18 protein-coding genes are annotated in these 19,891 nt (G+C 74.2%); 5 read left to right on the forward strand and 13 right to left on the reverse strand.

Annotated features, from left to right (window positions below):
- The first annotated feature begins 50 nt into the window (after positions 1-50).
- On the forward strand, positions 51-899 hold the full coding sequence (locus ACZ6B1_RS01345) for an LURP-one-related family protein (protein ID WP_468773851.1): 849 nt from the start codon (positions 51-53) through the stop codon (positions 897-899).
- A gap of 90 nt (positions 900-989) precedes the next feature.
- Here the strand turns inward: ACZ6B1_RS01345 and ACZ6B1_RS01350 are convergent, their stop codons facing one another.
- On the reverse strand, positions 990-1,955 hold the full coding sequence (locus tag ACZ6B1_RS01350; protein WP_468773853.1) for a DMT family protein: 966 nt from the start codon (positions 1,953-1,955) through the stop codon (positions 990-992).
- The gene (locus tag ACZ6B1_RS01355) at positions 1,952-2,752 is read right to left on the reverse strand and encodes a phosphatase PAP2 family protein (RefSeq protein WP_468773855.1); all 801 of its coding nucleotides are present in this window, start codon (positions 2,750-2,752) and stop codon (positions 1,952-1,954) included. The genes ACZ6B1_RS01350 and ACZ6B1_RS01355 overlap by 4 nt, the downstream gene beginning before the upstream one ends.
- A gap of 204 nt (positions 2,753-2,956) precedes the next feature.
- Here ACZ6B1_RS01355 and ACZ6B1_RS01360 point away from each other — a divergent pair, with 204 nt between their 5' ends.
- The gene (locus ACZ6B1_RS01360) at positions 2,957-3,601 is read left to right on the forward strand and encodes a TetR/AcrR family transcriptional regulator (RefSeq protein ID WP_468773856.1); all 645 of its coding nucleotides are present in this window, start codon (positions 2,957-2,959) and stop codon (positions 3,599-3,601) included.
- Between the two features lie 118 nt (positions 3,602-3,719).
- Here ACZ6B1_RS01360 and ACZ6B1_RS01365 read toward each other — a convergent pair whose 3' ends face one another.
- The 3 genes from ACZ6B1_RS01365 to ACZ6B1_RS01375 all read right to left on the reverse strand — a co-directional run bounded on the left by ACZ6B1_RS01365 (position 3,720) and on the right by ACZ6B1_RS01375 (position 7,344).
- Positions 3,720-4,751 (reverse strand): DUF2510 domain-containing protein, encoded by a 1,032-nt coding sequence (locus ACZ6B1_RS01365; RefSeq protein ID WP_468773858.1) that lies wholly within the window; start codon positions 4,749-4,751, stop codon positions 3,720-3,722.
- A gap of 118 nt (positions 4,752-4,869) precedes the next feature.
- Positions 4,870-6,021, reverse strand: a complete 1,152-nt coding sequence (locus tag ACZ6B1_RS01370) for an anhydro-N-acetylmuramic acid kinase (RefSeq protein WP_468773860.1) — start codon at positions 6,019-6,021, stop codon at positions 4,870-4,872.
- Positions 6,022-6,024: 3 nt separating this feature from the next.
- The gene (locus ACZ6B1_RS01375; RefSeq protein ID WP_468773862.1) at positions 6,025-7,344 is read right to left on the reverse strand and encodes an MFS transporter; all 1,320 of its coding nucleotides are present in this window, start codon (positions 7,342-7,344) and stop codon (positions 6,025-6,027) included.
- A gap of 181 nt (positions 7,345-7,525) precedes the next feature.
- Here ACZ6B1_RS01375 and ACZ6B1_RS01380 point away from each other — a divergent pair, with 181 nt between their 5' ends.
- Positions 7,526-10,207 carry an ATP-binding protein gene (locus ACZ6B1_RS01380; RefSeq protein ID WP_468773863.1) on the forward strand — a complete coding sequence of 894 codons (2,682 nt, stop codon included), beginning with the start codon at positions 7,526-7,528 and terminating at the stop codon, positions 10,205-10,207.
- Positions 10,208-10,296: 89 nt separating this feature from the next.
- Here ACZ6B1_RS01380 and pcaDC read toward each other — a convergent pair whose 3' ends face one another.
- Genes pcaDC through ACZ6B1_RS01415 form a run of 7 tightly spaced genes read right to left on the reverse strand, consistent with a single transcriptional unit; the run spans position 10,297 to position 16,772 of the window.
- Complete coding sequence (pcaDC, locus tag ACZ6B1_RS01385; protein WP_468773865.1) at positions 10,297-11,418, reverse strand: bifunctional 3-oxoadipate enol-lactonase/4-carboxymuconolactone decarboxylase PcaDC; 1,122 nt, start codon at positions 11,416-11,418, stop codon at positions 10,297-10,299.
- Entirely contained in the window at positions 11,415-12,773 is a 1,359-nt protein-coding gene (gene pcaB, locus ACZ6B1_RS01390) for a 3-carboxy-cis,cis-muconate cycloisomerase (protein WP_468773866.1), read from the reverse strand. The genes pcaDC and pcaB overlap by 4 nt, the downstream gene beginning before the upstream one ends.
- Complete coding sequence (gene pcaG, locus ACZ6B1_RS01395; RefSeq protein WP_468773868.1) at positions 12,770-13,372, reverse strand: protocatechuate 3,4-dioxygenase subunit alpha; 603 nt, start codon at positions 13,370-13,372, stop codon at positions 12,770-12,772. Before pcaG ends, pcaB begins: the two co-directional genes overlap by 4 nt.
- An 8-nt stretch (positions 13,373-13,380) precedes the next feature.
- A complete protein-coding gene (gene pcaH / locus ACZ6B1_RS01400) occupies positions 13,381-14,154 on the reverse strand; it encodes a protocatechuate 3,4-dioxygenase subunit beta (RefSeq protein WP_468773870.1) in 774 nt (257 codons plus the stop codon).
- Between the two features lie 16 nt (positions 14,155-14,170).
- Positions 14,171-15,376: a thiolase family protein gene (locus ACZ6B1_RS01405; RefSeq protein ID WP_468773872.1), complete on the reverse strand. Its 1,206-nt coding sequence runs from the start codon at positions 15,374-15,376 to the stop codon at positions 14,171-14,173.
- Complete coding sequence (locus ACZ6B1_RS01410) at positions 15,373-16,017, reverse strand: 3-oxoacid CoA-transferase subunit B (protein ID WP_468773873.1); 645 nt, start codon at positions 16,015-16,017, stop codon at positions 15,373-15,375. The genes ACZ6B1_RS01405 and ACZ6B1_RS01410 overlap by 4 nt, the downstream gene beginning before the upstream one ends.
- On the reverse strand, positions 16,017-16,772 hold the full coding sequence (locus tag ACZ6B1_RS01415; protein ID WP_468773876.1) for a CoA transferase subunit A: 756 nt from the start codon (positions 16,770-16,772) through the stop codon (positions 16,017-16,019). The genes ACZ6B1_RS01410 and ACZ6B1_RS01415 overlap by 1 nt, the downstream gene beginning before the upstream one ends.
- Before the next feature lie 181 nt (positions 16,773-16,953).
- On the opposite strand from ACZ6B1_RS01415, the gene ACZ6B1_RS01420 reads away from it, so the two are divergent.
- Entirely contained in the window at positions 16,954-17,421 is a 468-nt protein-coding gene (locus ACZ6B1_RS01420) for a MarR family winged helix-turn-helix transcriptional regulator (RefSeq protein ID WP_468773879.1), read from the forward strand.
- Between the two features lie 14 nt (positions 17,422-17,435).
- Here the strand turns inward: ACZ6B1_RS01420 and ACZ6B1_RS01425 are convergent, their stop codons facing one another.
- The gene (locus ACZ6B1_RS01425) at positions 17,436-18,422 is read right to left on the reverse strand and encodes a DUF3048 domain-containing protein (protein WP_468773880.1); all 987 of its coding nucleotides are present in this window, start codon (positions 18,420-18,422) and stop codon (positions 17,436-17,438) included.
- 266 nt (positions 18,423-18,688) lie between these two features.
- Between ACZ6B1_RS01425 and ACZ6B1_RS01430 the strand changes: the two genes are divergently transcribed.
- Positions 18,689-19,879, forward strand: a complete 1,191-nt coding sequence (locus tag ACZ6B1_RS01430; protein ID WP_468773882.1) for a zinc-dependent alcohol dehydrogenase — start codon at positions 18,689-18,691, stop codon at positions 19,877-19,879.
- Positions 19,880-19,891 lie beyond the last annotated feature (12 nt).

Here is a 19,891-nt window from a genome sequence, read left to right on the forward strand (position 1 = left end):
GCTCCGGGCGGACTGGTCAGGTACCGGTCACATCAGGGTAGTGTGCCCCGGTGACAACGCAATCGAACACTCCTGCAGGCTGGTACCCCGATCCGCACGGGGCGGCCCAGACGCTGCGCTACTGGGACGGCACCCAGTGGACCGAGCACACCAACCCGGCGCAGCAGGGCGCCGGCCAGGCTCCGCCGGCCGCTCCCCAGCAGCCGGTCGCCCACATCCCGCAGCAGCAGACCGGTGACGCCAAGGTGCAGCGTCAGGTCCAGAAGCAGGCGGGCGTCGCGGCCGGCGGTCCCGGCGGCGGCACTCTCTTCACCGAGCCGGTCCTGGTGGTGAACCAGAAGGCCAAGCTGATCGAGCTCACCAACGAGTACAAGGTCATGGATCAGAGTGGCCGTGAGCTCGGCGCGGTCACCGAGGTCGGCCAGAGCGCGCTGAAGAAGATCCTGCGCTTCGTCTCCAGCCTCGACCAGTTCATGACGCACAAGCTGGAGATCCGCGACGCCTACGGCCAGCCGCAGCTCGTGCTGACCCGGCCCGCGAAGATCTTCAAGTCCCGGGTCATCGTGACGCGCCCGGACGGCTCGCCGGTCGGCGAGATCGTCCAGAAGAACATGATCGGGAAGATCAACTTCGCGATGAACGCGAACGGCCAGCAGGTCGGCGCGATCAAGGCGGAGAACTGGCGGGCATGGAACTTCGCCATCGTCGACCACGCGGACAACGAGGTCGCCCGGATCACCAAGACCTGGGAAGGCCTCGCCAAGACGCTGTTCACGACCGCGGACAACTACGTCCTGCAGATCCACTACCAGCTGCCCGAGCCGCTGCTGAGCCTCGTCGTGGCGACGGCCCTGACCGTCGACACCGCCCTCAAGCAGGACTCGCGGGGCTGGGGCTGACCGGCCCCGCCGGGCCACGGTCCGAGGGACGTACGGCGGCGGCCGGTGCGCGCGGAAGATCCGCGGGCACCGGCCGCCGCCGTTTGCGGTTCAGAGCGCGGTGAGATGTCCCGGCTGCTCCGGCTGCCGGGGCACCAGGGCCGGTTCCGCCGCCGCCGTGCCCGGCTCCAGGGCCAGGACCGCCGCGACCGGGTGCTCGTCGTCGTGCCCGTCGGGTCCGCCGTGCCCGTCGGGTGCGGGTGTCGCCCGGGCCAGCAGGAGCACGCCCCAGGCGGCGGCACCGGCCCCGGCCAGCGCGAGCAGCACCCCGCCGGCACCGCCCCGCAGGCCCTGCCCGAGCAGGGTCAGGCCGATGACCGCGGCGGCCACCGGATTGGCCAGGGTGACCATGGCCAGCGGGGCGCCGAGGCCGCCGCGGTAGGCCGTCTGGGACAGCAACAGTCCGCCGGTGGAGAACGCGGCGACGAGGACGGCGACCACGATCACCTCGAGTCCCGGGCCGGAGCCGGAGTGGTCCGTGGCCGCCACCGTCACGGTCTGGGTGAGGGCCGAGGCGACCCCCGAGGCGAAACCCGAGGCGGTCGCGTGCCGCAGACCCGGCCGGGCACCGGGCCGGGACAGCAGGCCGATCAGCGTGGCGGTGGTACCGGCGACCACCAGTGCCTCGGGCAGGCTCAGTATCCGTTCGGGCGCCGGTCCCGAGGCCGTGACCAGCACCGCCGCGAGCCCCAGCAGTGTGAGCGCCGTACCCCGCCACTCCACCGCGCTGACCCGCCGCCCGGCGGCCCGCGCCCCGAGCGGCACGGCCGCGACCAGGGTGAGTGCCCCGAGCGGCTGGACGACCGTGAGCGGCCCGTACTTGAGGGCGACCACGTGCAGCAGAGCGGCGCCCGCGTTCAGGCCGACCGCCGACCACCACGCGCCGGCGCCGAGCAGCCGCACCAGGCCCGTGCCGAGGCTCCGGGAGGCGAGGCGTTCCTGGGCCACGGCGGCCGCCGCGTAGGCGACGGCGGAGATCAGGGACAGGCCGAGGGCGAGCAGGGTGGCGGCGCTCATCGGGCGGCTCCCGCCAGGACCGGCCCGCGCTGGGCGGGCAGCCGCGGGACGCCCCCGGCCGTACCGGACGTGTGCCGCGGCGCGCGGAAGACCGCGAGCGCGGCGCCCAGCATGACGGCCGCCGCCAGCGCGTCCACCCAGTAGTGGTTGGCCGTGCCCACGATCACCAGCAGGGTGACCAGCGGATGCAGCAGCCACAGCGCGCGCAGGCGGGAGCGGGTGGCCGCCATCAGGCCCAGCGCCACCATCAGCGCCCAGCCGAAGTGCAGCGAGGGCATCGCCGCGAACTGGTTGGACAGGTGGTCGCGGGCCGGCGGCCCGTACACCGAGGGGCCGTAGGACCGGGCGGTGTCCAGCAGGCCGGTGCCGGTCAGCATCCGCGGCGGGGCCAGCGGGAACGTGAACGGCAGCACCAGGGCGGCCGCGGTCACCGCCGCCAGCACCCGCCGGGCCCAGACGTAGTGCGCCGGGCGCCTGACGTACAGCCAGACCAGGAAGGCCAGCGTGGCCGGGAAGTGCACGGTCGCGTAGTAGGTGTTCGCCAGACGGACGAGGAGGTCGCCGTGCAGCAGTGCGGACTGCACGGAGGTCTCGTCGGGCAGGCGCACGGCCCGCTCGAGGTCCCAGACGCGGTGGGCGTTGTGGAAGGCGTCCGCCGTGTGACCGACGGCCAGCTGACGCCCGAGCTTGTAGACGAGGAAGAGTCCCGCGACGAGCAGGAGCTCGCGCAGGAGCGGCGGGCGCGCGGTCGCTGTCGCGTCCGGCTCCGCTGCTGCAGGCTCGGTTCGGGCATTCATCCCCCGGCCCCTTCGCTGACGGTCGTGCGGGTGGTGGTGCGGGCCGGGCCCCCGCGTTTCCGGGCCCGGAACTCATCGATACGTCCCCGTACCGATACGCTAGTGTACCGATACGCTGAAGTACCGGTACACTGGCGTATCGATTGAGGTACGACACACTGGAGACCCGGGCACGACCCGGAACGGAGTGAGGAGAGGCAACGCATGACGTCGCAGGCCGAAGACGGACCGGACACGGTCGCCGCCTCGCGCCGCTCCAAGATCACGCCCGAGCGTGAGCGGGAGTTCTTCGACGCCGTGCTGGAGCAGATCCGCGAGTGCGGCTACGACTCCGTGACCATGGAGGGTGTCGCCCACAGCACCCGGTGCAGCAAGTCCACGCTCTACCGGCAGTGGAAGACCAAACCCCAGTTCGTCGCGGCCGCGCTGCGGGCCAATCGCAAGGTGCGCTTCGCCGGCATCGACACCGGTTCGCTCGCCGAGGACCTGCGCCTGGCCGCGCGGGCCGCGGGTGACTGGTCCAACAAGGACACTCGGCTGATGCAGGCGCTGGGCCACGCGGTCACGGCCGACCACGAACTGGCGCAGGCGCTGCGCGAGGCCCTGGTCCTGCCGGAGATCGCCGCGCTGCAGGAGATGCTGGCGCGGGGCGTGGCGCGCGGCGAGGTGCCCGCGGACCATCCCGCGCTGGAGTACGTCCCGGCCATGATGTTCGGCGTCCTGCGCGTCCGGCCGGTGCTGAGCGGCCAGTACGCCGACGCCGACTACCTCGTCCGCTTCGTGGAGGCCACCGTGCTGCCCGCGCTCGGACTGACACCAGACCCAGGCCGCCGTTCACGGGATGACTGAACGGTGACCTGCCTGCGCCGCACCGTGGGGACGGGGGCGGCGCGCACCCCCCGGCCGGGTGGGGTTCCCCTTGAGCGGAGGGGCGCCCCACCCGGCCGACTTCTTCGCCCGGACGGACTCAGACGTCCTGGCCGCTCCCGCCGCCCGACGAGACCTTGATGCCCTTGAGGATCTCGTCGATGACCGCCACGTCCTGGCCGACGTCGACGCCGAAGCGCACCACGACCATCTGCTCGGCGTCGTTGGGCGAGGGGAAGGCCACCGACTCGACGTAGCCGTCGGCGCCCTTGCTGGTGACCGCCTTCCAGCGCACCGCGTAGCCCTTCTGCCCGGCCACCGTCACCGCCTTGGCCGCCAGCACCTCGTGCGACGTGATGCTGCCGTAGGTGGTGCCGCCGTAGGACTGCTTGGCGTTGGCCGCGATGTCCGCCTTGGCGACCTCCTCGGCGGTGTCGCCCTTCGTCTTGAGGGTGCGGGCGGGCCCGGTGTAGGCGCCGCCCGCGGTGCAGGTCTGGGCGCTGTTGCCGGGGCATTTGTAGGAGTCGCCGGAGGTCACCTGGGCGCCGAAACCGATCGACTCCCCGGTCCAGCCCTTCGGCACCGGCAGGCTGATGCCGTTCACCGGATCGGGCACCGTGCCGCCGCCCTGGACCTTCGGCGCCTCGGAGCCCCGCGGTGCGGGCGACTCGCCGGACCCGCCGTCACCGCCGAAACCGCCAGGCCCGCCGCCGGGTCCTTCCTGGCCGCCGGGCCGGCCGTCCTGCCCCTGCCGGGAACCCGCGCGCTCCGGGCCGCTGCCGCCGTCGTCCTTGGCGAGGGCGTACACCCCGACCCCGATGCACACCAGTACCGCGGCGGCGGCCCCCACGGCTATGCCCGTGCGCAGCCCGCGCCGGGCCGCGGCCGGGGGCTGGGCCGGATACGCCGAGTACGCCGGATACCCCGGCTGCACGCCGTACGGCTGGTACGCCGGGGGAGCCGGCTGCGCGCCACCGGCCGGCTGCTGCGCCGGGGGACCCCACGCGGCGGCCGTTCCGGCGGGGCGGGTCTGGTCCGTCCAGGCCTTGCCGTCCCACCAGCGCTCGGTGGGCGGACCGTCATTCGTCTGCCCGGGGTCGGGGTACCACCCGGGAGGAGTCACCTGCGTCATGCCCCCACCGTATGAGGCATCGGTGAAAGCGGGATGAGAGGATCTGCCGCCAACTTCGCGCACCAGGACATTTCTCCGGAGATTTCCTCCATCACCCCCGCCGGCGGCCCGGCCACCGTCACCGGGCCACCACCAGCCGCACCGGCCCGCGCACCGCCGGCGGCGGCAGCCGCAGGCCGTCCCGACCCGGTGTCACCGAGCCGAGCACGCTCGGGTGGTGGGCGCCGGTGCTGCGCGGATCGGTGCCGGCCAGGCCGTGTGCGGTGAGGAAGCCGAGCACGGCGAAGGCGTACGCCTCCTTCGCGGGGGCGGGCAGGCCCAGCTCGTCGGAGCCGCGCACCGAGACCCCCGGAAGCCGGTCCCGCAGCGCGGACATGAGCACCGGATTGCGGGTGCCCCCGCCCGAGGCCACCACCTCACCGGCCCCCACGCGCCGCACCGCGTCCGCGACCGTCCGGGCCGTCAGCCAGGTGAGCGTGGCGAGCGCGTCCTCGGCGGCCAGCGCTTCCACCCCGGCCGACCGCAGATACCCGGCGTGGAACAGCTCCTTGCCGGTCGTCTTGGGCGGTTCGAGCGCGTAGTACGGCTCGGCCAGCAGCCGGTCCAGCAGCGCCCCGTCCGGCCGGCCCCGCGCGGCCAGCGCACCGTCGGTGTCGCAGGCCAGCCGTCCGCCGCTGAAGTGCCGGGCCGCCGCGTCGAGCAGCGCGCAGCCCGGCCCGGTGTCGAACGCCGTGCCGTCGGGCGCGGTCAGGTTGGCGATGCCGCCGATGTTCAGCGCCACGGGCCTGCCCGGCCTGCCCCGCAGCCACAGCAGGTCGACCAGGCTCACCAGGGGCGCGCCCTGACCGCCGGCGGCCACGTCCCGGGCACGGAAGTCGGCGACCACCGGCAGCCCGGTCGCCTCGGCGATCCACGCGGGCTGCCCGAGCTGGAGCGTGCCGTGCACCCGGCCCCCGTCCACCCAGTGGTGCACGGTCTGCCCGTGCGAGGCCACCAGCTCGCCGCGGCCGGCGCACAGTTCACGGTCGGCGCGGACGGCAGCCGCGGCGAACGCCTGCCCGATCCGGGTGTCCAGCCGGCACACCTCGGCGAGCGGGACGGCGGCCGGCGGCAGCGCCGCCGCGAGGGCGGCACGCAGTTCACCGTCGTACGGCGCGCTCACCATCCCCAGCGGCTCCAGCACCAGCGTGTCGCCGTCCAGGCGCAGATCCGCCGCCGCCGCGTCCACGGCGTCGTACGACGTCCCCGACATCAGCCCGATCACCCGCACCTGTCAACCCGCCTTTCCCGAGGGCCGCCTGAGCAGCGCCGGCGTGCTGAGCGCGCAGGCCGCCGCCGCGTAGTAGGCGGGCACGTCCGGATTCCCGGTGCGCCGCACCGCCTCCGTGATGATCAGCCCCGCGCAGCCGGAGAACACCGCGTTGGACAAGGAGTGGGCGAGCCCCAGACCGGTCCAGCGCACCCGGGCCGGGAACTGCTCGGCCAGCAGCGCGGGTCCCGGCCCGGCCATCAGGCCCACCACCGCGCCCGCGGCGGCGACGGCGGCGCCCCGGGCCACGGCGGAGGTGCCGGGATCCTGAAGCAGATCGAACAGGGGCACCGCCATGACGACGACCAGCACCGCCCCCGTCAGCACCACCGGCCGCCGCCCGATCCGGTCGCTGAGCAGTCCCGCCGGCAGGATCGTGGCGGCGAACCCGGCGCTCGCCGGCACGGTGGCCACCAGCGCCTGCCGGACGTCCGTGTGCAGCGCCGACTGGAGGTACGACGGCAGGACGACGAGGAACGTGTATCCGGCCGCCGCCCAGCCCATGATCTGCCCGGCGCCCAGCAGCACCGTCCGGGCCACCGCCCGGGCGCCGCCGCCCGGCCCGGCGGGCGCGCGGCCCCGCTCCCGGAACTCCGGCGTCTCCTCGAGACCGGTCCGCAGCCACAGCGCGAGCAGCCCCAGCGGCAGGGACAGCAGGAACGGCAACCGCCAGCCCCAGGCGGCGAGCTGGGCCCCGGTGAGCAGCGAGGCCGTGGCCGCCGCCACCGACGTGCCCGCCAGCAGGCCCAGCGCCACGGTGAACGACTGCCACGCGCCATGCAGTCCACGCCGGCCCGGCGGGGCGTGCTCCGTCAGCACGGTCACGGCGCCGCCGAACTCGCCGCCCGCCGACAGGCCCTGAACGGCCCTCAGGAATGTGAGCAGCCAGGGTGCCAGGGCGCCCGCCGTCGCGTACGTCGGCAGCACGCCGATCAGCGTCGTGGCGGCCGTCATCAGGGTGATCACCCCGATCAGCACCGGCCGCCGCCCCATCCGGTCGCCCAGCCGGCCGAAGAGAGCGGCGCCGAGCGGCCGGAAGAAGAACGCCAGCGCGAAGGAGGCGTACGTCCGCACCAGCCCCTCGGTCGCGCTCCCGCCCGCCGGAGTGAAGAACCGCTCGGCGAGCACGGTGGCCAGGGAGCCGTAGACACCGAACTCGTACCACTCGACGAGATTGCCCACCGACCCCGCCGCCACCGCCCGCACCACCGGCACCCGGCGCGCCGCGCCGTCACGCGACCCGGGAGCCCCGTGATCGCCGGGCACTTCGGAAAGCTGCTTCATTCCCAGTCCTGTTGACGGTCCGTCCGCTGAACACCGGCTGGTCGGACAGGGGGCGCGTCGCCGGCCCGCGACTTTCTTCACCCGGCGGGGCAACACGTGTCCCGACCGGTCACCACACATCCCACCGGACGGCTACGCTCGGGGTCTGTACGTCATTCGGGCGACCCGGGGAGGTAACGGGATGACGGAGGGACGGCCGTCGGCGACCGGCTCGGCTCCCCTGTGGGAACGGGACACGGAGATCGCCACGGTCACACGGGCGCTCGACGCTCTGTGCGCCGACCGGTCGTCAGCGGGCAGTCTGCTCGTCTTCCGGGGGGAGGCCGGTCTCGGCAAGACCGCGCTGCTGAACGAGACCCGCCGCATGGCCGAACGCCGCGGCTGCACCGTGTGGTCCGCCCGGGGCGGTGAGACCCTGAGGTCCGTGCCGTTCAACGTGGTCCGGCAGTTGCTGCAGCCCGCGCTGGTCTCCCTGCTGCCCGGCGAGGCCCGGGAGTACCTCGGCGACTGGTACGACATAGCGGGACCGGCCCTCGGCATAGTGGACCCCCAGGAGGCCACCGCCGACCCGCAGTACGTGTGCGACGGACTCGTCGCCGCCGTGCGCCGGCTCGCCCGCCGCGAGTGGCCGCTGGTCCTGCTCGTCGACGACGCGCACTGGGCCGACCAGGAGACCCTGCGCTGGCTCTCCGCGTTCACCGAACGCCTGGACGACCTGTCCGTGCTGGTCGTGGTCGCCCGCCGTCCCGGCGAGGTGACCGGTGACAGCGCCCGGCACCTCGACGCGGTGGCCGCCGCCGCGGCTCGCCCCGTCAACCTCAGCGCCCTCACCCCGGACGCCACCGCCGGCCTCACCCGCGCCACCGTCGGCCGGCACGCCGACGACCCGTTCTGCCGCGAGGTCTGGGCCGTCACCGGCGGCAACCCCTACGACACCGTCGAACTCCTCGCCAAGGTGCGGGACAGCGAGGTCCAGCCGGTAGAGGCCCGGGCCGGTGAACTGCGCGCCCTGAACCGGTCCGCCCGCGGCGGCGGCCTCGTCGACCGGCTCAAGGGGCTCGGCATCGAGGCCACCCGGTTCGCCTGGGCGGCCGCCATCCTCGGCACCGGCATCTCCGTCGACCTCGTCGCCCGCCTCGCCGGTATGAGCACCGAAACCGCCCGGAGCTGCGCCGAACTGCTGGGTCACGCCCGTATCCTCACCGAGCCCGACACCTCGGCCGGCACCGAGTCCGTGGACGGCGAGCTGGAGTTCGTGCACCCGCTGATCGCCACCGCCGTGTACGACTCCATCCCGGCCGGTGTGTGCACCGCCATGCACGGCGTCGCCGCGCAGATCCTCACCGAGACCGGACACGGTGCCGCGGAGGCCTCCCGGCATCTGCTGAAGGTGCACCCGGACGACGACGAGGAACTCGTCGAGCAGCTTCGCGAGGCGGCCCGCGAGCACCTGGCCGTCGGGGCGCCGGACGCGGCCCGCCGCTGCCTGGAACGCGCCCTGCGGGAGCCGCCGCGCCCCGAGGTCCACGCCCACGTGCTCTACGAACTGGGGCGGGCCACCCTGCTGACCGCGCCCGCCGTCACCGTCGAGCACCTGCGCAGCGCCCTCGCCATGCCCGGTCTCGACGACGAGCAGCGGGTCGACGCCGTCGTCCGGCTCTCCCAGGCGTTGCTGCACAACGACCAGCTGGAGGAGGCCGTCCGTACGGTCGAGGCCGAGACCGCCCGGCACGCGGCGCCCCCGGTCCGGATGCGGCTCCAGGCCGTGCAGTTCATGTGGGAGGGCATCCACGGCGAGACCGTCTCCCAGGAACGGTCCCGGCGCCTGGCCGAACTGGCCGCCACCTGCACCGGCCGGGACAACTCCGAGCGCGCCCTGCTGATCCTGCGCGGCTTCGACGCCATGACCCACGGCGAGAGCGCCGAGGACGTCGTCGCGTCCTGCGACCGCGCCCTGGTCAACGGCCGCCTGGCACCCGGGCTCGGCTGGACCGACGGCGAGTGGGGCATCGAACTGCTGATGATGCTCGGCAGCGCGTACGCCTACGCCGACCGGCTCGACCGCGCCGAGAGCCTCTTCGCCGAGGCCCTGCGCGCCTACACCGGCGCGGGCTGGCGCGGCGGCCATCTCTCCCTGGCCAACGCCTTCCTCGGCCTCGCCTACCGCCGGCAGGGCCGGCTGCGCGACGCGGAGACCGCGCTGCGCGAGGCACTGGCGCTCGCCGAGCGCGTCGGCCGCGGCCTGCCGCTGTACTGGTCCGCGACCTGTGGGCTGGTCGACACCCTGCTGGCCCGCGGCGACGTCGAGGAGGCCTGGTCGATCGCCGGGCGGTACGGCTTCGCCCCGCCCTATCCGTCCACCATCGTGCTGCCCGACATCCGCTCCGTGCGCGGCCGGCTGCTGCTCGCCGTCGGTCGCACCGAGGACGGCATCAACGAACTGGAGGCCGCCGAGAAGACCGCCGCCTCCCGCGGCGGCCACAACCCCGTCCTCGCCCCATGGTCCCTCGACCTCGCCAGGGCCCTCGCCGTGCAGGACCCGGCGCGCGCCGCCCGGCTCACCGCGGACGCCCGCCGGCAGGCCGAGCGGTTCGGCACCGACACCGCCATCGGCGAGGCCCTGCGGCTGGCCGCCGTCCTGGAGACCGGCCAGCGCGCGGTGCGCCTCGCCGCCCAGGCCGTCGCCTACCTGGAGGCCTCGCCCTGCCAGTACGAGCACGCGGTGGCCCGGGTCGAGTACGGCATCGCGACCCGCTCGGTCGCGGAACTCGACCGGGGCCTGACCCTGGCGCGTTCCTGCGGGGCGGACGGTCTGGCGGCGCAGGCACGGGAGGTGCTGGAGACGGGGCGCGGACTGCGCTGAGGCCCGGTGCCGGCCGGGAGTCTCCTCCTCGGCCGGTACCGGCCCGCGAGCGTCAGGGGGGCCCTCCTCGGCCGGCAGCGTCGCGAGCGTCAGGGGGTCTCCTCCTCGGCCAGCACCCGCTGGGCCGTGGCGAACGCCGAGTTGGCCGCCGGTACCCCGCAGTACACGGCGGTCTGCAGCAGCACCGCGCCGATCTCCTCGGGCGTCAGCCCGTTGCGCCGGGCCGCCCGGACGTGCATGGCCAGCTCCTCGTAGTGGCCGTGCGCGACCAGCGCGGTCAGCGTGATCATGCTGCGTTCGCGGCGGGACAGCGTCGGATCGGTCCAGATCTCCCCCCAGGCGTAGCGGGAGATGAAGTCCTGGAACCGTGCGGTGAACGGGGTCTGCCGGGCCTGGGCGCGGTCCACGTGCGCATCGCCCAGCACTTCGCGGCGCACCGCCATCCCGCTCGCCGGAGGCCCGTCGAGCTGGGTGCGCAGGGCGGCCACGACGGCCTTCGGGACCTGTGCGGGCGCCAGATGGGAGGCGCCCGGCAGCTCCAGGAGCGTGGCGCCGGGCACCGCGTCCGCGATCTCCCGCAGATGCGCCGGAGGTGTCGCGGGGTCCTCCCGGCCCGCGACGAGCAGCGTCGGCACGGTGATCCCGCCGAGCCGCTCGCGCAGGTCGAAGGCGGCCAGCGCGTCGCAGCAGGCGGCGTAACCCCCGGGGTCGGCCTCCCCGTGGTCCCGGACCAGCCGGGGAACGGTGAAGCCGGGCGTGAACCAGCGTGCGTCGGCGCTCTCCACCAGCCACGCCAGGCCCTCCCGGCGCACCCGTTCGGCCCGCTCCCGCCACGGGGTGGCGCCGCCGAAGTGGGCGGAGGAGCAGATGACCGCGAGGGAGGAGAGCCGCTCGGGGTGGTGCGCGGCCAGATGCAGGCCGACCGCTCCGCCCAGCGACACTCCCGCGTACGCGAACCGTTCGACGCCGAGCGCGTCGGCGAGTGACAGTACCAGGGCGGCGAGGTCCCCGACGGTGGCACCCGGCCCGATCAGGTCCGCCGCCGAACCGCCGTGGCCCGGCAGGTCCCAGCGGACCACCCGGTGGGCGCCGGCCAGCTCGGGCGCGACCGCGTCCCACAGGGCGTACGAGGTGCCGAGCGACGGACCGAGCAGCAACGGGGGAGCGGACGCCGGTCCTTCGTCCAGGTGGTTGAGGAGTTGCACGGTCAACGACGCTCCAGAGCACGGTCGGTGAGGGCACCGGCGAAGCCGGTGTAGCGGGTGGCGTCGGTGAGGTCGTCCAGGTCGACCTCCTTCAGCTCGGCTTGCTCCGCGAGAAGTTCACGCAGCGGACGGTCCTCGTCGTGCGCGCGGCGGGCCAGTTCGGTGAGCAGTTGTTTCGCCCGGGCCCGGCCGAGCACGGGGGCCAGGGCGGCGGAGAGCCGTTCGGAGACGATCAGCCCCCGGGTGACGCCGAGGTTCCGGCGCATCGCGTCGGGGCGCACCCGCAGTTCCTCGGCCAGCCCGGCCGCGTGCGAGGCGGCGCCGCCCACCAGCCGGAGCAGGTCGCGCAGCGGCTCCCATTCGGCGTGCCAGGCACCGGCCGGCCGCTCGTCCTCGGCGGCGAGCGAGCCGTACAGGGTGGCCGCGAGCTGCGGGGCGCGCCGGGCGGCGGCCGCGACGAGCGTCGAGCGCACCGGGTTCGCCTTGTGCGGCATGGCCGACGAGCCGCCACCGCTGCCCTCGGTCACCTCGCCGGTCTCCGTGCGCGACAACGTCAGTACGTCCACCGCGAGCTTGCCGAGCGCCCCCGCCGTGAAGGCCAGGCAGCCGGCCAGGTCGGCGACCGGGGTGCGCAGCGTGTGCCAGGGCAACGCCGGTGCGGCCAGGCCGAGTTCGCGGGAGTAGGCCCGGACGAGGGCGTCCGCGTCGGCGGCGCCGTACACGCGGAAGGCCGCCAGGGTTCCGGCGGCGCCCCCCAGCTGGACGGGGAGCGAATCCCGGACCCGGCGCACGCGGTCGCGGGCGTCGAGGAGCAGCGAGCGCCAGCCGGCCGCCTTCAGCCCGAACGTCGTGGGCACCGCGTGCTGGGTGAGGGTCCGTCCGGGCATCGGCGTGTCCCGGTGGCCGGCGGCGAGGCGGGCGAGCGCCCGCTCGGTCCGGCCGAGGTCGTCGAGGACCGGGTCCAGGGTGCGCACGGCGACCAGCATCGTCGCCGTGTCCATGATGTCCTGGCTGGTGGCGCCCCGGTGCACGTACGGGCCGTGTTCCTCGCCCACCGCCTTCGTCAGGTCGGCGACCAGCGGGATGACCGGGTTGCCGCCGCCGCGGGCCCGCTCGGCGAGTGAGCGGACGTCGAAGCGGCCGGAGCCGGCCGCCTCCGTCACCGCGGCGCCGGCCGCGGCCGGCGCGAGAGCGAGCGCGGCCTGGGCGCGGGTCAGGGCGGCCTCGGCGTCGAGCAGGGCGCGCAGGTAGGCCGTGTCGCCCGTCGTCGCGGCGGCCGCCGTACCGGCCCACCCGGGGGCGAGCAGGCCGGTGTCACCGTCCTCCGGGAGCACCTCCCGCCCACGGGGTGGGGGAGTCACCGGAACTCCAGGAAGACCGTCTCGTCCTCGCCCTGGAGGCGGATGTCGAAACGGTAGGCGCCGTCGCCCTCGTCCCCGGCGATCAGCGTGCCGCGCCGGTCGCCCACCCGGGCGAGCAGCGGGTCGGCGGCCAGCGCCGCCTCGTCGCCGGGCAGGTAGATCCGGGTGAACAGGTGCACGAGCAGGCCGCGCGCGAAGACGCACACGCTCAGGTAAGGCGCGCTGTCCCCGCGCGCGCCGGGCCGCAGCGTCCGCGCGTACCAGTGGCCGTCCGCGTCGGTCTGGATGCGCCCCCAGCCGGTGAACTCCACGCCGTTGCGGCCGAGGTAGCCGCCGGTCGCCGGGTCCCGCCGGATGGAGCCGTCCACCTGGGGGACGGTGCCGTCCGGGCGCGGCCCCCAGAGCTCGACGAGCGCGTCGGGCAACGGCCTGCCCTCGCCGTCGAGGACGTAGCCGTGGACGGTGACCGTGTCGGGGTGCCCGAGCGGGGCGATGTCCTCGCCGCCGCGGAAGGGCAGCGCGTACCCGTAGAAGGGGCCGACCGTGTGGGACGGGGTGGGCAGCACGTTCTCCGGGCTGCCGGTGTCGGTCTTCGTCATCGCTGCGGTCAGCGTCCTTCCTCGGTCCAGGTGGCGGCGGGGCCGTCCAGCACGATGTCCCAGTGGTAGCCGAGGGAGAACTCGGGCACCGACAGGCCGTGGTCGTAGGTGGCGACCAGCCGCTGCCGCGCCGCGTCGTCCGTCACGGACTGCAGGATCGGGTCGTACGGGAAGAGCGGGTCGTTCGGGAAGTACATCTGCGTCACCAGCCGCTGTGTGAACGCCGCGCCGAACACCGAGAAGTGGATGTGCGCCGGACGCCAGGCGTTGACGTGGTTGCGCCACGGGTAGGGGCCGGGCTGGACGGTGGTGAAGTGGTACCGGCCCTCGGCGTCGGTGAGGGTGCGGCCGAAGCCCGTGAAGTTGGGGTCGAGCGGCGCGTCGTGCTGCTCACGCTGGTGGGCGTACCGTCCGGCCGAGTTGGCCTGCCAGATCTCCACGAGCTGGCCGCGCACCGGCCGTCCGTCACGGTCCAGCAGGCGGCCCGAGACGGTGATGCGCTCGCCGACCGGCTCGCCCCGGTGATGCCGCGTGAGGTCGTTGTCGATCCCGGTGATGTCGCGCTCCCCGAAGGCGGGGGAGTGCAGTTCGACAAGCTCGGGGTCCTGGGCGGTGTCGATGGCGACCAGCGGCCGCGTGGGGTGGCGGAGCACCGACGAGCGGTAGGGCGCGTAGTCCCTGCGCGGGTGGTGCTCGACGGGGGCGCCGTCGGCGACCCGCTTCCGGTACGCGGCGCGCTCGGCCGCGATCTCCTGATCGATGTCCTGCTGGGTGAGAGTCATCGCGATACCTGACGTTTCATTCGCGGTCGAGGACGAGGGCGAGGCCCTGGCCCACGCCGACGCAGAGGGTGGCCACGCCGGTGCCGGAGCCGCGGCGGGCGAGCTGGTGGGCGACGGTGCCGGCGAGCCGGGCACCGGAGGCGCCGAGCGGATGGCCCAGGGCGATCGCCCCGCCCTGGGGGTTGAGGACCGCCGGGTCGAACTCGGGCCACTCGGCGAGACAGCCGAGCACCTGGGCGGCGAAGGCCTCGTTCAGTTCGAGTACGGAGAGGTCACCGAAGCCCTTGCCGGCCTTGGCGAGGGCGCGCCGGACGGCCTCGACCGGGGCCAGCCCGAAGTACCGCGGGTCCGTCGCGGACACTCCGCTCGCCGACACCCGAGCGAGGGGTTCCCGGCCGAGGGACCTCAGCCCCTCCTCGTCGGCGAGGAGCAGCGCGGCGGCGCCGTCGTTCAGGGGGGAGGCGTTGCCCGCGGTCACGGTGCCTCCCTCGGCGCGGAACGACGGCCTGAGCTTCGCCATCGCGGCGAGGGAGGCGTCCGGCCGTACGCACTCGTCGGCGTCGAAGACGACCGCGTCGCCCTTGCGCCGCGGCACGGGCACGGGTGTCAGCTCGGCGTCGAACAGGCCCTTTTCCCGGGCGGCGGCGGCCTTGCGGTGGGAGGCGAGGGCGAACTCGTCCTGCCGCTCCCGGCCGATCCCGTGCTTGTCGGCGATCAGTTCGGCGCTCTCGCCGAGGGGGATGGTCCACCGCGGGTCCATGGCCGGGTTGACCATGCGCCAGCCGAGCGTGGTCGAGTACAGCTCGGTGTGCCCGGCCGGGAAGGCCCGGTCGTTCTTGGGCAGCACGTACGGCGCCCGGGTCATGGACTCCACCCCGCCCGCGACGGCGATGGACGCGTCGCCCACCGCGATGGCGCGGGCGGCCTGGATCACCGCCTCCAGACCCGACGCGCACAGCCGGTTGACCGTGGCGCCCGGCACCGAGGTCGGCAGGCCGGCGAGCAGGGCGGCCATGCGGGCGACGTCGCGGTTCTCCTCGCCCGCGCCGTTGGCGTTGCCGAAGTAGACGTCCTCGATCCGCGCCGGGTCCAGGTCCGGTGTGCGGGCGAGCAGTTCACGCAGGACGTGGGCGGCGAGGTCGTCCGGTCGCACCGAGGACAGACCGCCGTTGTAGCGGCCGATCGGGGTGCGGACGGCGTCGACGATGTAGACGGACTTCACAGCAGGTTCTCCGCGATGGTCAGCTTGGCGTCGGTACGGGCGACCACGTCGTCGACGCTCACGCCCGGAGCGGTCTCCACGAGGGCCAGTCCCTCCGCGGTGACGTCCAGGACGCCCAGGTCGGTGATGATCCGGTTCACACACGCCTTGCCCGTGAGCGGCAGCGTGCACTGCTGGAGAATCTTCGGGGAGCCGTCCTTGGTCGTGTGCGTCATGACCACGACGACCGTCCGGGCGCCGTGCACCAGGTCCATGGCGCCGCCGATGCCGGTGACCAGCTTGCCCGGGACCGCCCAGTTGGCCAGGTCGCCGCCCGCGGACACCTGCATCGCGCCCAGCACGGCCACGTCGATGTGCCCGCCGCGGATCATCGCGAACGACAGCGCCGAGTCGAAGAAGGAGGCGCCGGGCAGCACCGTCACGGTCTCCTTGCCGGCGTTGATCAGATCCGGGTCGACCTCGTCGTCGGTGGGGTACGGCCCCGTGCCGAGGATGCCGTTCTCCGACTCCAGCACCACCTCGACGCCGGGCGGCAGATGGTTCGGGATCAGCGTCGGCAGGCCGATGCCGAGGTTGACGTACTGGCCGTCCTCCAGCTCGCGGGCCGCGCGGGCGGCCATCTCCTCGCGTGTCCAGGCCATCAGGACCTCACCGTCCGCCGCTCGATCCTCTTGTCCGCCGCCTGCTCCGGGGTCAGCGCCAGCACGCGCTGCACGAAGACGCCGGGCACGTGCACCGCGTCCGGGTCGATCTCCCCGGGCTCCACCAGTTCCTCCACCTCGGCGACGGTCACCCGGCCGGCCATCGCGGCCAGGGGGTTGAAGTTCCGGGAGGACCTGTTGAAGACGAGGTTGCCGTGCCGGTCGCCCCGGGCGGCGCGCACCAGCGCGAAGTCGGTGCGGATGCCGCGCTCCAGCACGTACTCCACGCCGTCGAACTCCCGCACCTCCTTCGGCGGTGAGGCCAGCGCGACCCCGCCCGTGCCGTCGTACCGCCAGGGCAGACCGCCGTCGGCGACCTGTGTGCCCACACCGGCCGGGGTGTAGAAGGCGGGGATGCCGGCGCCGCCCGCGCGCAGCCGCTCGGCGAGGGTGCCCTGCGGGATCAGTTCGACCTCCAGCTCACCGGTCAGGTACTGGCGGGCGAACTCCTTGTTGGCGCCGATGTAGGAGCCGGTCACCCGGGCGATCCGGCCGGCCGCCAGCAGCACTGCGAGGCCGGACTCCATCGCCCCGCAGTTGTTCGAGACCACACCCAGTCCGGCCGTGCCGCGCTCGTACAGCGCCTGGATCAGTACGTTCGGCACACCGCTCAGCCCGAAACCGCCGACCGCGAGGGACGCGCCGTCCGGCACATCGGCCACCGCCTCGGCGGCCGTGGCGACCACCTTGTCCATCCGTGAAGCCCCATCTCTGCAAAATTAATCAGGGCACTGAGTATTTCAGCGAGGTGCCGCTCACGCTGCCACCGGAGGCCCGAACCGTCAAGACCCGGTAGAACCGCCGAACTCGCCCGCAGACAGCGGGGCTGTCGATGGGTATTGTTCAGTGCACCAACGATTCGAGCAGGGAGCGCACATGGCCGCGGTGGACCTCACCACCCATCCCGGACACCTGGCCCGGCGGCTCCAGCAGGCGCACTACCTGCTGTGGAACACGATGGTCTCGGAGGAGATCACCTCGCCCCAGTTCGCGGTCCTGAACGCGCTCGTCGCCGAGCCGGGTCTCGACCAGCGGACCGTGGGGGAGCGGGTGGGCCTGGACCGGTCGACCATCGCCGAGGTCATCAGCCGGCTCGGCCGCCGCGGCCTGCTGGACAAGGTGCGCGACCCGCAGGACGGCCGCCGCTTCCTGCTCCGCCTCACCGACGACGGACTGCGCACCCACCGCAGGCTGACCGTGCGCACCGCCCGGATGAACCAGGTCTTCCTCGCCCCGCTGACCGCCGGGGAGCAGGCCGTGTTCTTCGACCTGATCCGCCGGGTGGCGGACGCCGCCGAGGAACTGCGCAACCCGGCGGAGCCGCCGGCCCTCCGGCAGGGCTGACGGGCCGGTCGGCCTCAGGAGGCGGCGAACACCACCCACACCTGCCCGTCGGCGAAGTTCATCGGGCCGCCGTCCGCCGTCGTGAACTCCGTACCGTCCGTCGCGGCCGGCCGGGACCACCGCGCCTCGAAGGACCGCCCGTCCCGCAGCACCTCGGCCCTGCCCGAGCCGACCGTCTCGGTGTACGGCGTGTGGTTGCCGAGCACGTCGTGGTACTTCGAGGAGCGGACCCGCACGTACTGGACGACCACGGTCGGCGGTGCCAGGCGCCCGCCCTCCGTCGTCGTCGCCGGCGTGCCGTCCATCGCGACCAGCCAGCCGTCCCGCCGTCCGGACCAGGTGAAGGCGAAGCGCGCCGCCGGGTAGCGCACGGTGCGCGTGGCGGCGGGAGCGCCGCCGGAGGGTGCGGGACCGTACCGGAAGCCGGTGGTCAGGGCGGCCCGGCCGGGGATGGCGGGCAGCAGCTCGGCGGGGCGCAGATAGAGGTTGTGCGGCGCGGCCCGGCCGGCGCCCCGGTAGTACGCACTCGCGGTGTCGTCCGGCGACTCGGCCCGCAGCGGCGCCCGGCCGATCAGGGGCAGCAGTTTGCGCTGGGCGCCGGAGTAGGCCAGCGTCGGCTCGTGGAACTGGCGCAGCAGCTCCAGATCCGACTCGCGGGCGCTGCGCACCGGCCCGACCGACTTCGGCAGCCGGGTGGCGTACACCGCCATCAGCCGGCTCAGGCCGCCCTCGACCTGCTCCGCGTAGACCACGTCGGCCGCGCCGAGCCCGGTCTGCGGGCGCGCCGCGGACACGTTGTCGATCTTCACGGCGAGCGGTGATCCGGCCACGGGCGTGGGCGCCGGTGTGGTGGAGGCGCTCGGCGTGGGGGTCCGCGCCGGAGCGCGGGCGTCGTCGGCCGGCCGGTGCCGGGTGCAGCCCGCAGTGAGTGAGGCCGCCGTCGCCGCGGCGATCAGTGCCGCCGTCAGCGCGGCGCGGCGCGTGCGCGCCCCATGTCGCATGCCCACCGTCGTCTCCCCGTTCGTATGTGTCGATTGTGTGCTCGCCGGGACAGTGCGGGCCATACCCGGTCGGCCGGTTCCGCGCGCGTTCACTGGGCCGATCGGGCCCCTGGCGTGACCCCGGCGGGCGGCGGGGGAGCGGCCGGGGTGCCACCGGCGGGGCGGAGCGCGTGGTTCGCGTGGGCTCGCGCGGGTACCCGGGCGCCACCCCAAACCGGACGCACCGGGGCGAACCGGCGCGCACGCGAGCAAGGGAGCGCGACCCCATGAAGGCAGTCACCTGGCAGGGCAGGCGGGACGTGCGGGTGGAGGACGTGCCCGACCCGCGCATCGAGGAGCCCACCGACGCGGTCATCCGCATCACATCCAGCGGTCTGTGCGGCTCGGACCTGCATCTGTACGAGGTGCTCACCCCGTTCATGACGCCGGGTGACATCCTCGGACACGAGCCGATGGGCATCGTCGAGGAGGTCGGGGCGGCCGTGCCCGACCTCGCGGTGGGCGACCGGGTCGTGGTGCCCTTCCAGATCGCCTGCGGCAACTGCTGGATGTGTCTCACCGGACTGCCGACCCAGTGCGAGACCACCCAGGTCACCGGTGAGCACATGGGCGCCCCCCTGTTCGGCTACACCCGGCTGTACGGCGCGGTTCCCGGCGCGCAGGCCGAGTACCTGCGTGTCCCGCAGGCCCAGTTCGGGCCGATGAAGGTGCCCGAGGGCCCGCCGGACGACCGGTTCGTGTACCTCTCCGACGTACTGCCCACCGCCTGGCAGGCGGTCGAGTACGCCGCCGTCCCCCCGGGCGGCTCGCTCGCGGTGCTCGGCCTCGGGCCCATCGGCGACATGGCCTGCCGTATCGCGATGGCCCGGGGCGCCGAGCAGGTCTTCGGCATCGACCTGGTGCCGGAGCGGCTGGCCCGGGCCAAGCGGCGCGGCACCCGGACGTACGACCTCAGGGCCTTCGACGACGAGAAGGAACTGATCGAGGCGATCCGCGACGAGACCGGCGGCCGGGGCCCGGACGCCGTGATCGACGCCGTCGGCACCGAGGCCCACGGCGGCGCGACGGCGAAGCTCATCCAGACGGCCGCCGCCGTGATGCCGCGCAAGATCAGCGGCCCCATCGCCGAACGCTTCAGCGTCGACCGGCTCTCCGCCCTTCACATGGCCATCGAACTGGTCCGGCGCGGCGGCACCATCTCGCTCAGCGGGGTGTACGGCGGCATGGCCGACCCGATGCCGATGCTCACCATGTTCGACAAGCAGATCCAGATGCGGATGGGACAGGCCAACGTGCGCCGGTGGAGCGACCAGATCATGCCCTACCTGACGGACGAGGACCCGCTCGGCGTCGACGACTTCGCCACCCACCGGGTGCCGCTGTCCGAGGCCCCGCACGCGTACGAGATGTTCCAGCAGAAGCAGGACGGAGCCATCAAGATCCTGATGCAGCCGTAGGGTCCGTGCGGC

This window comes from Streptomyces sp. NPDC041129 (assembly GCF_055592265.1).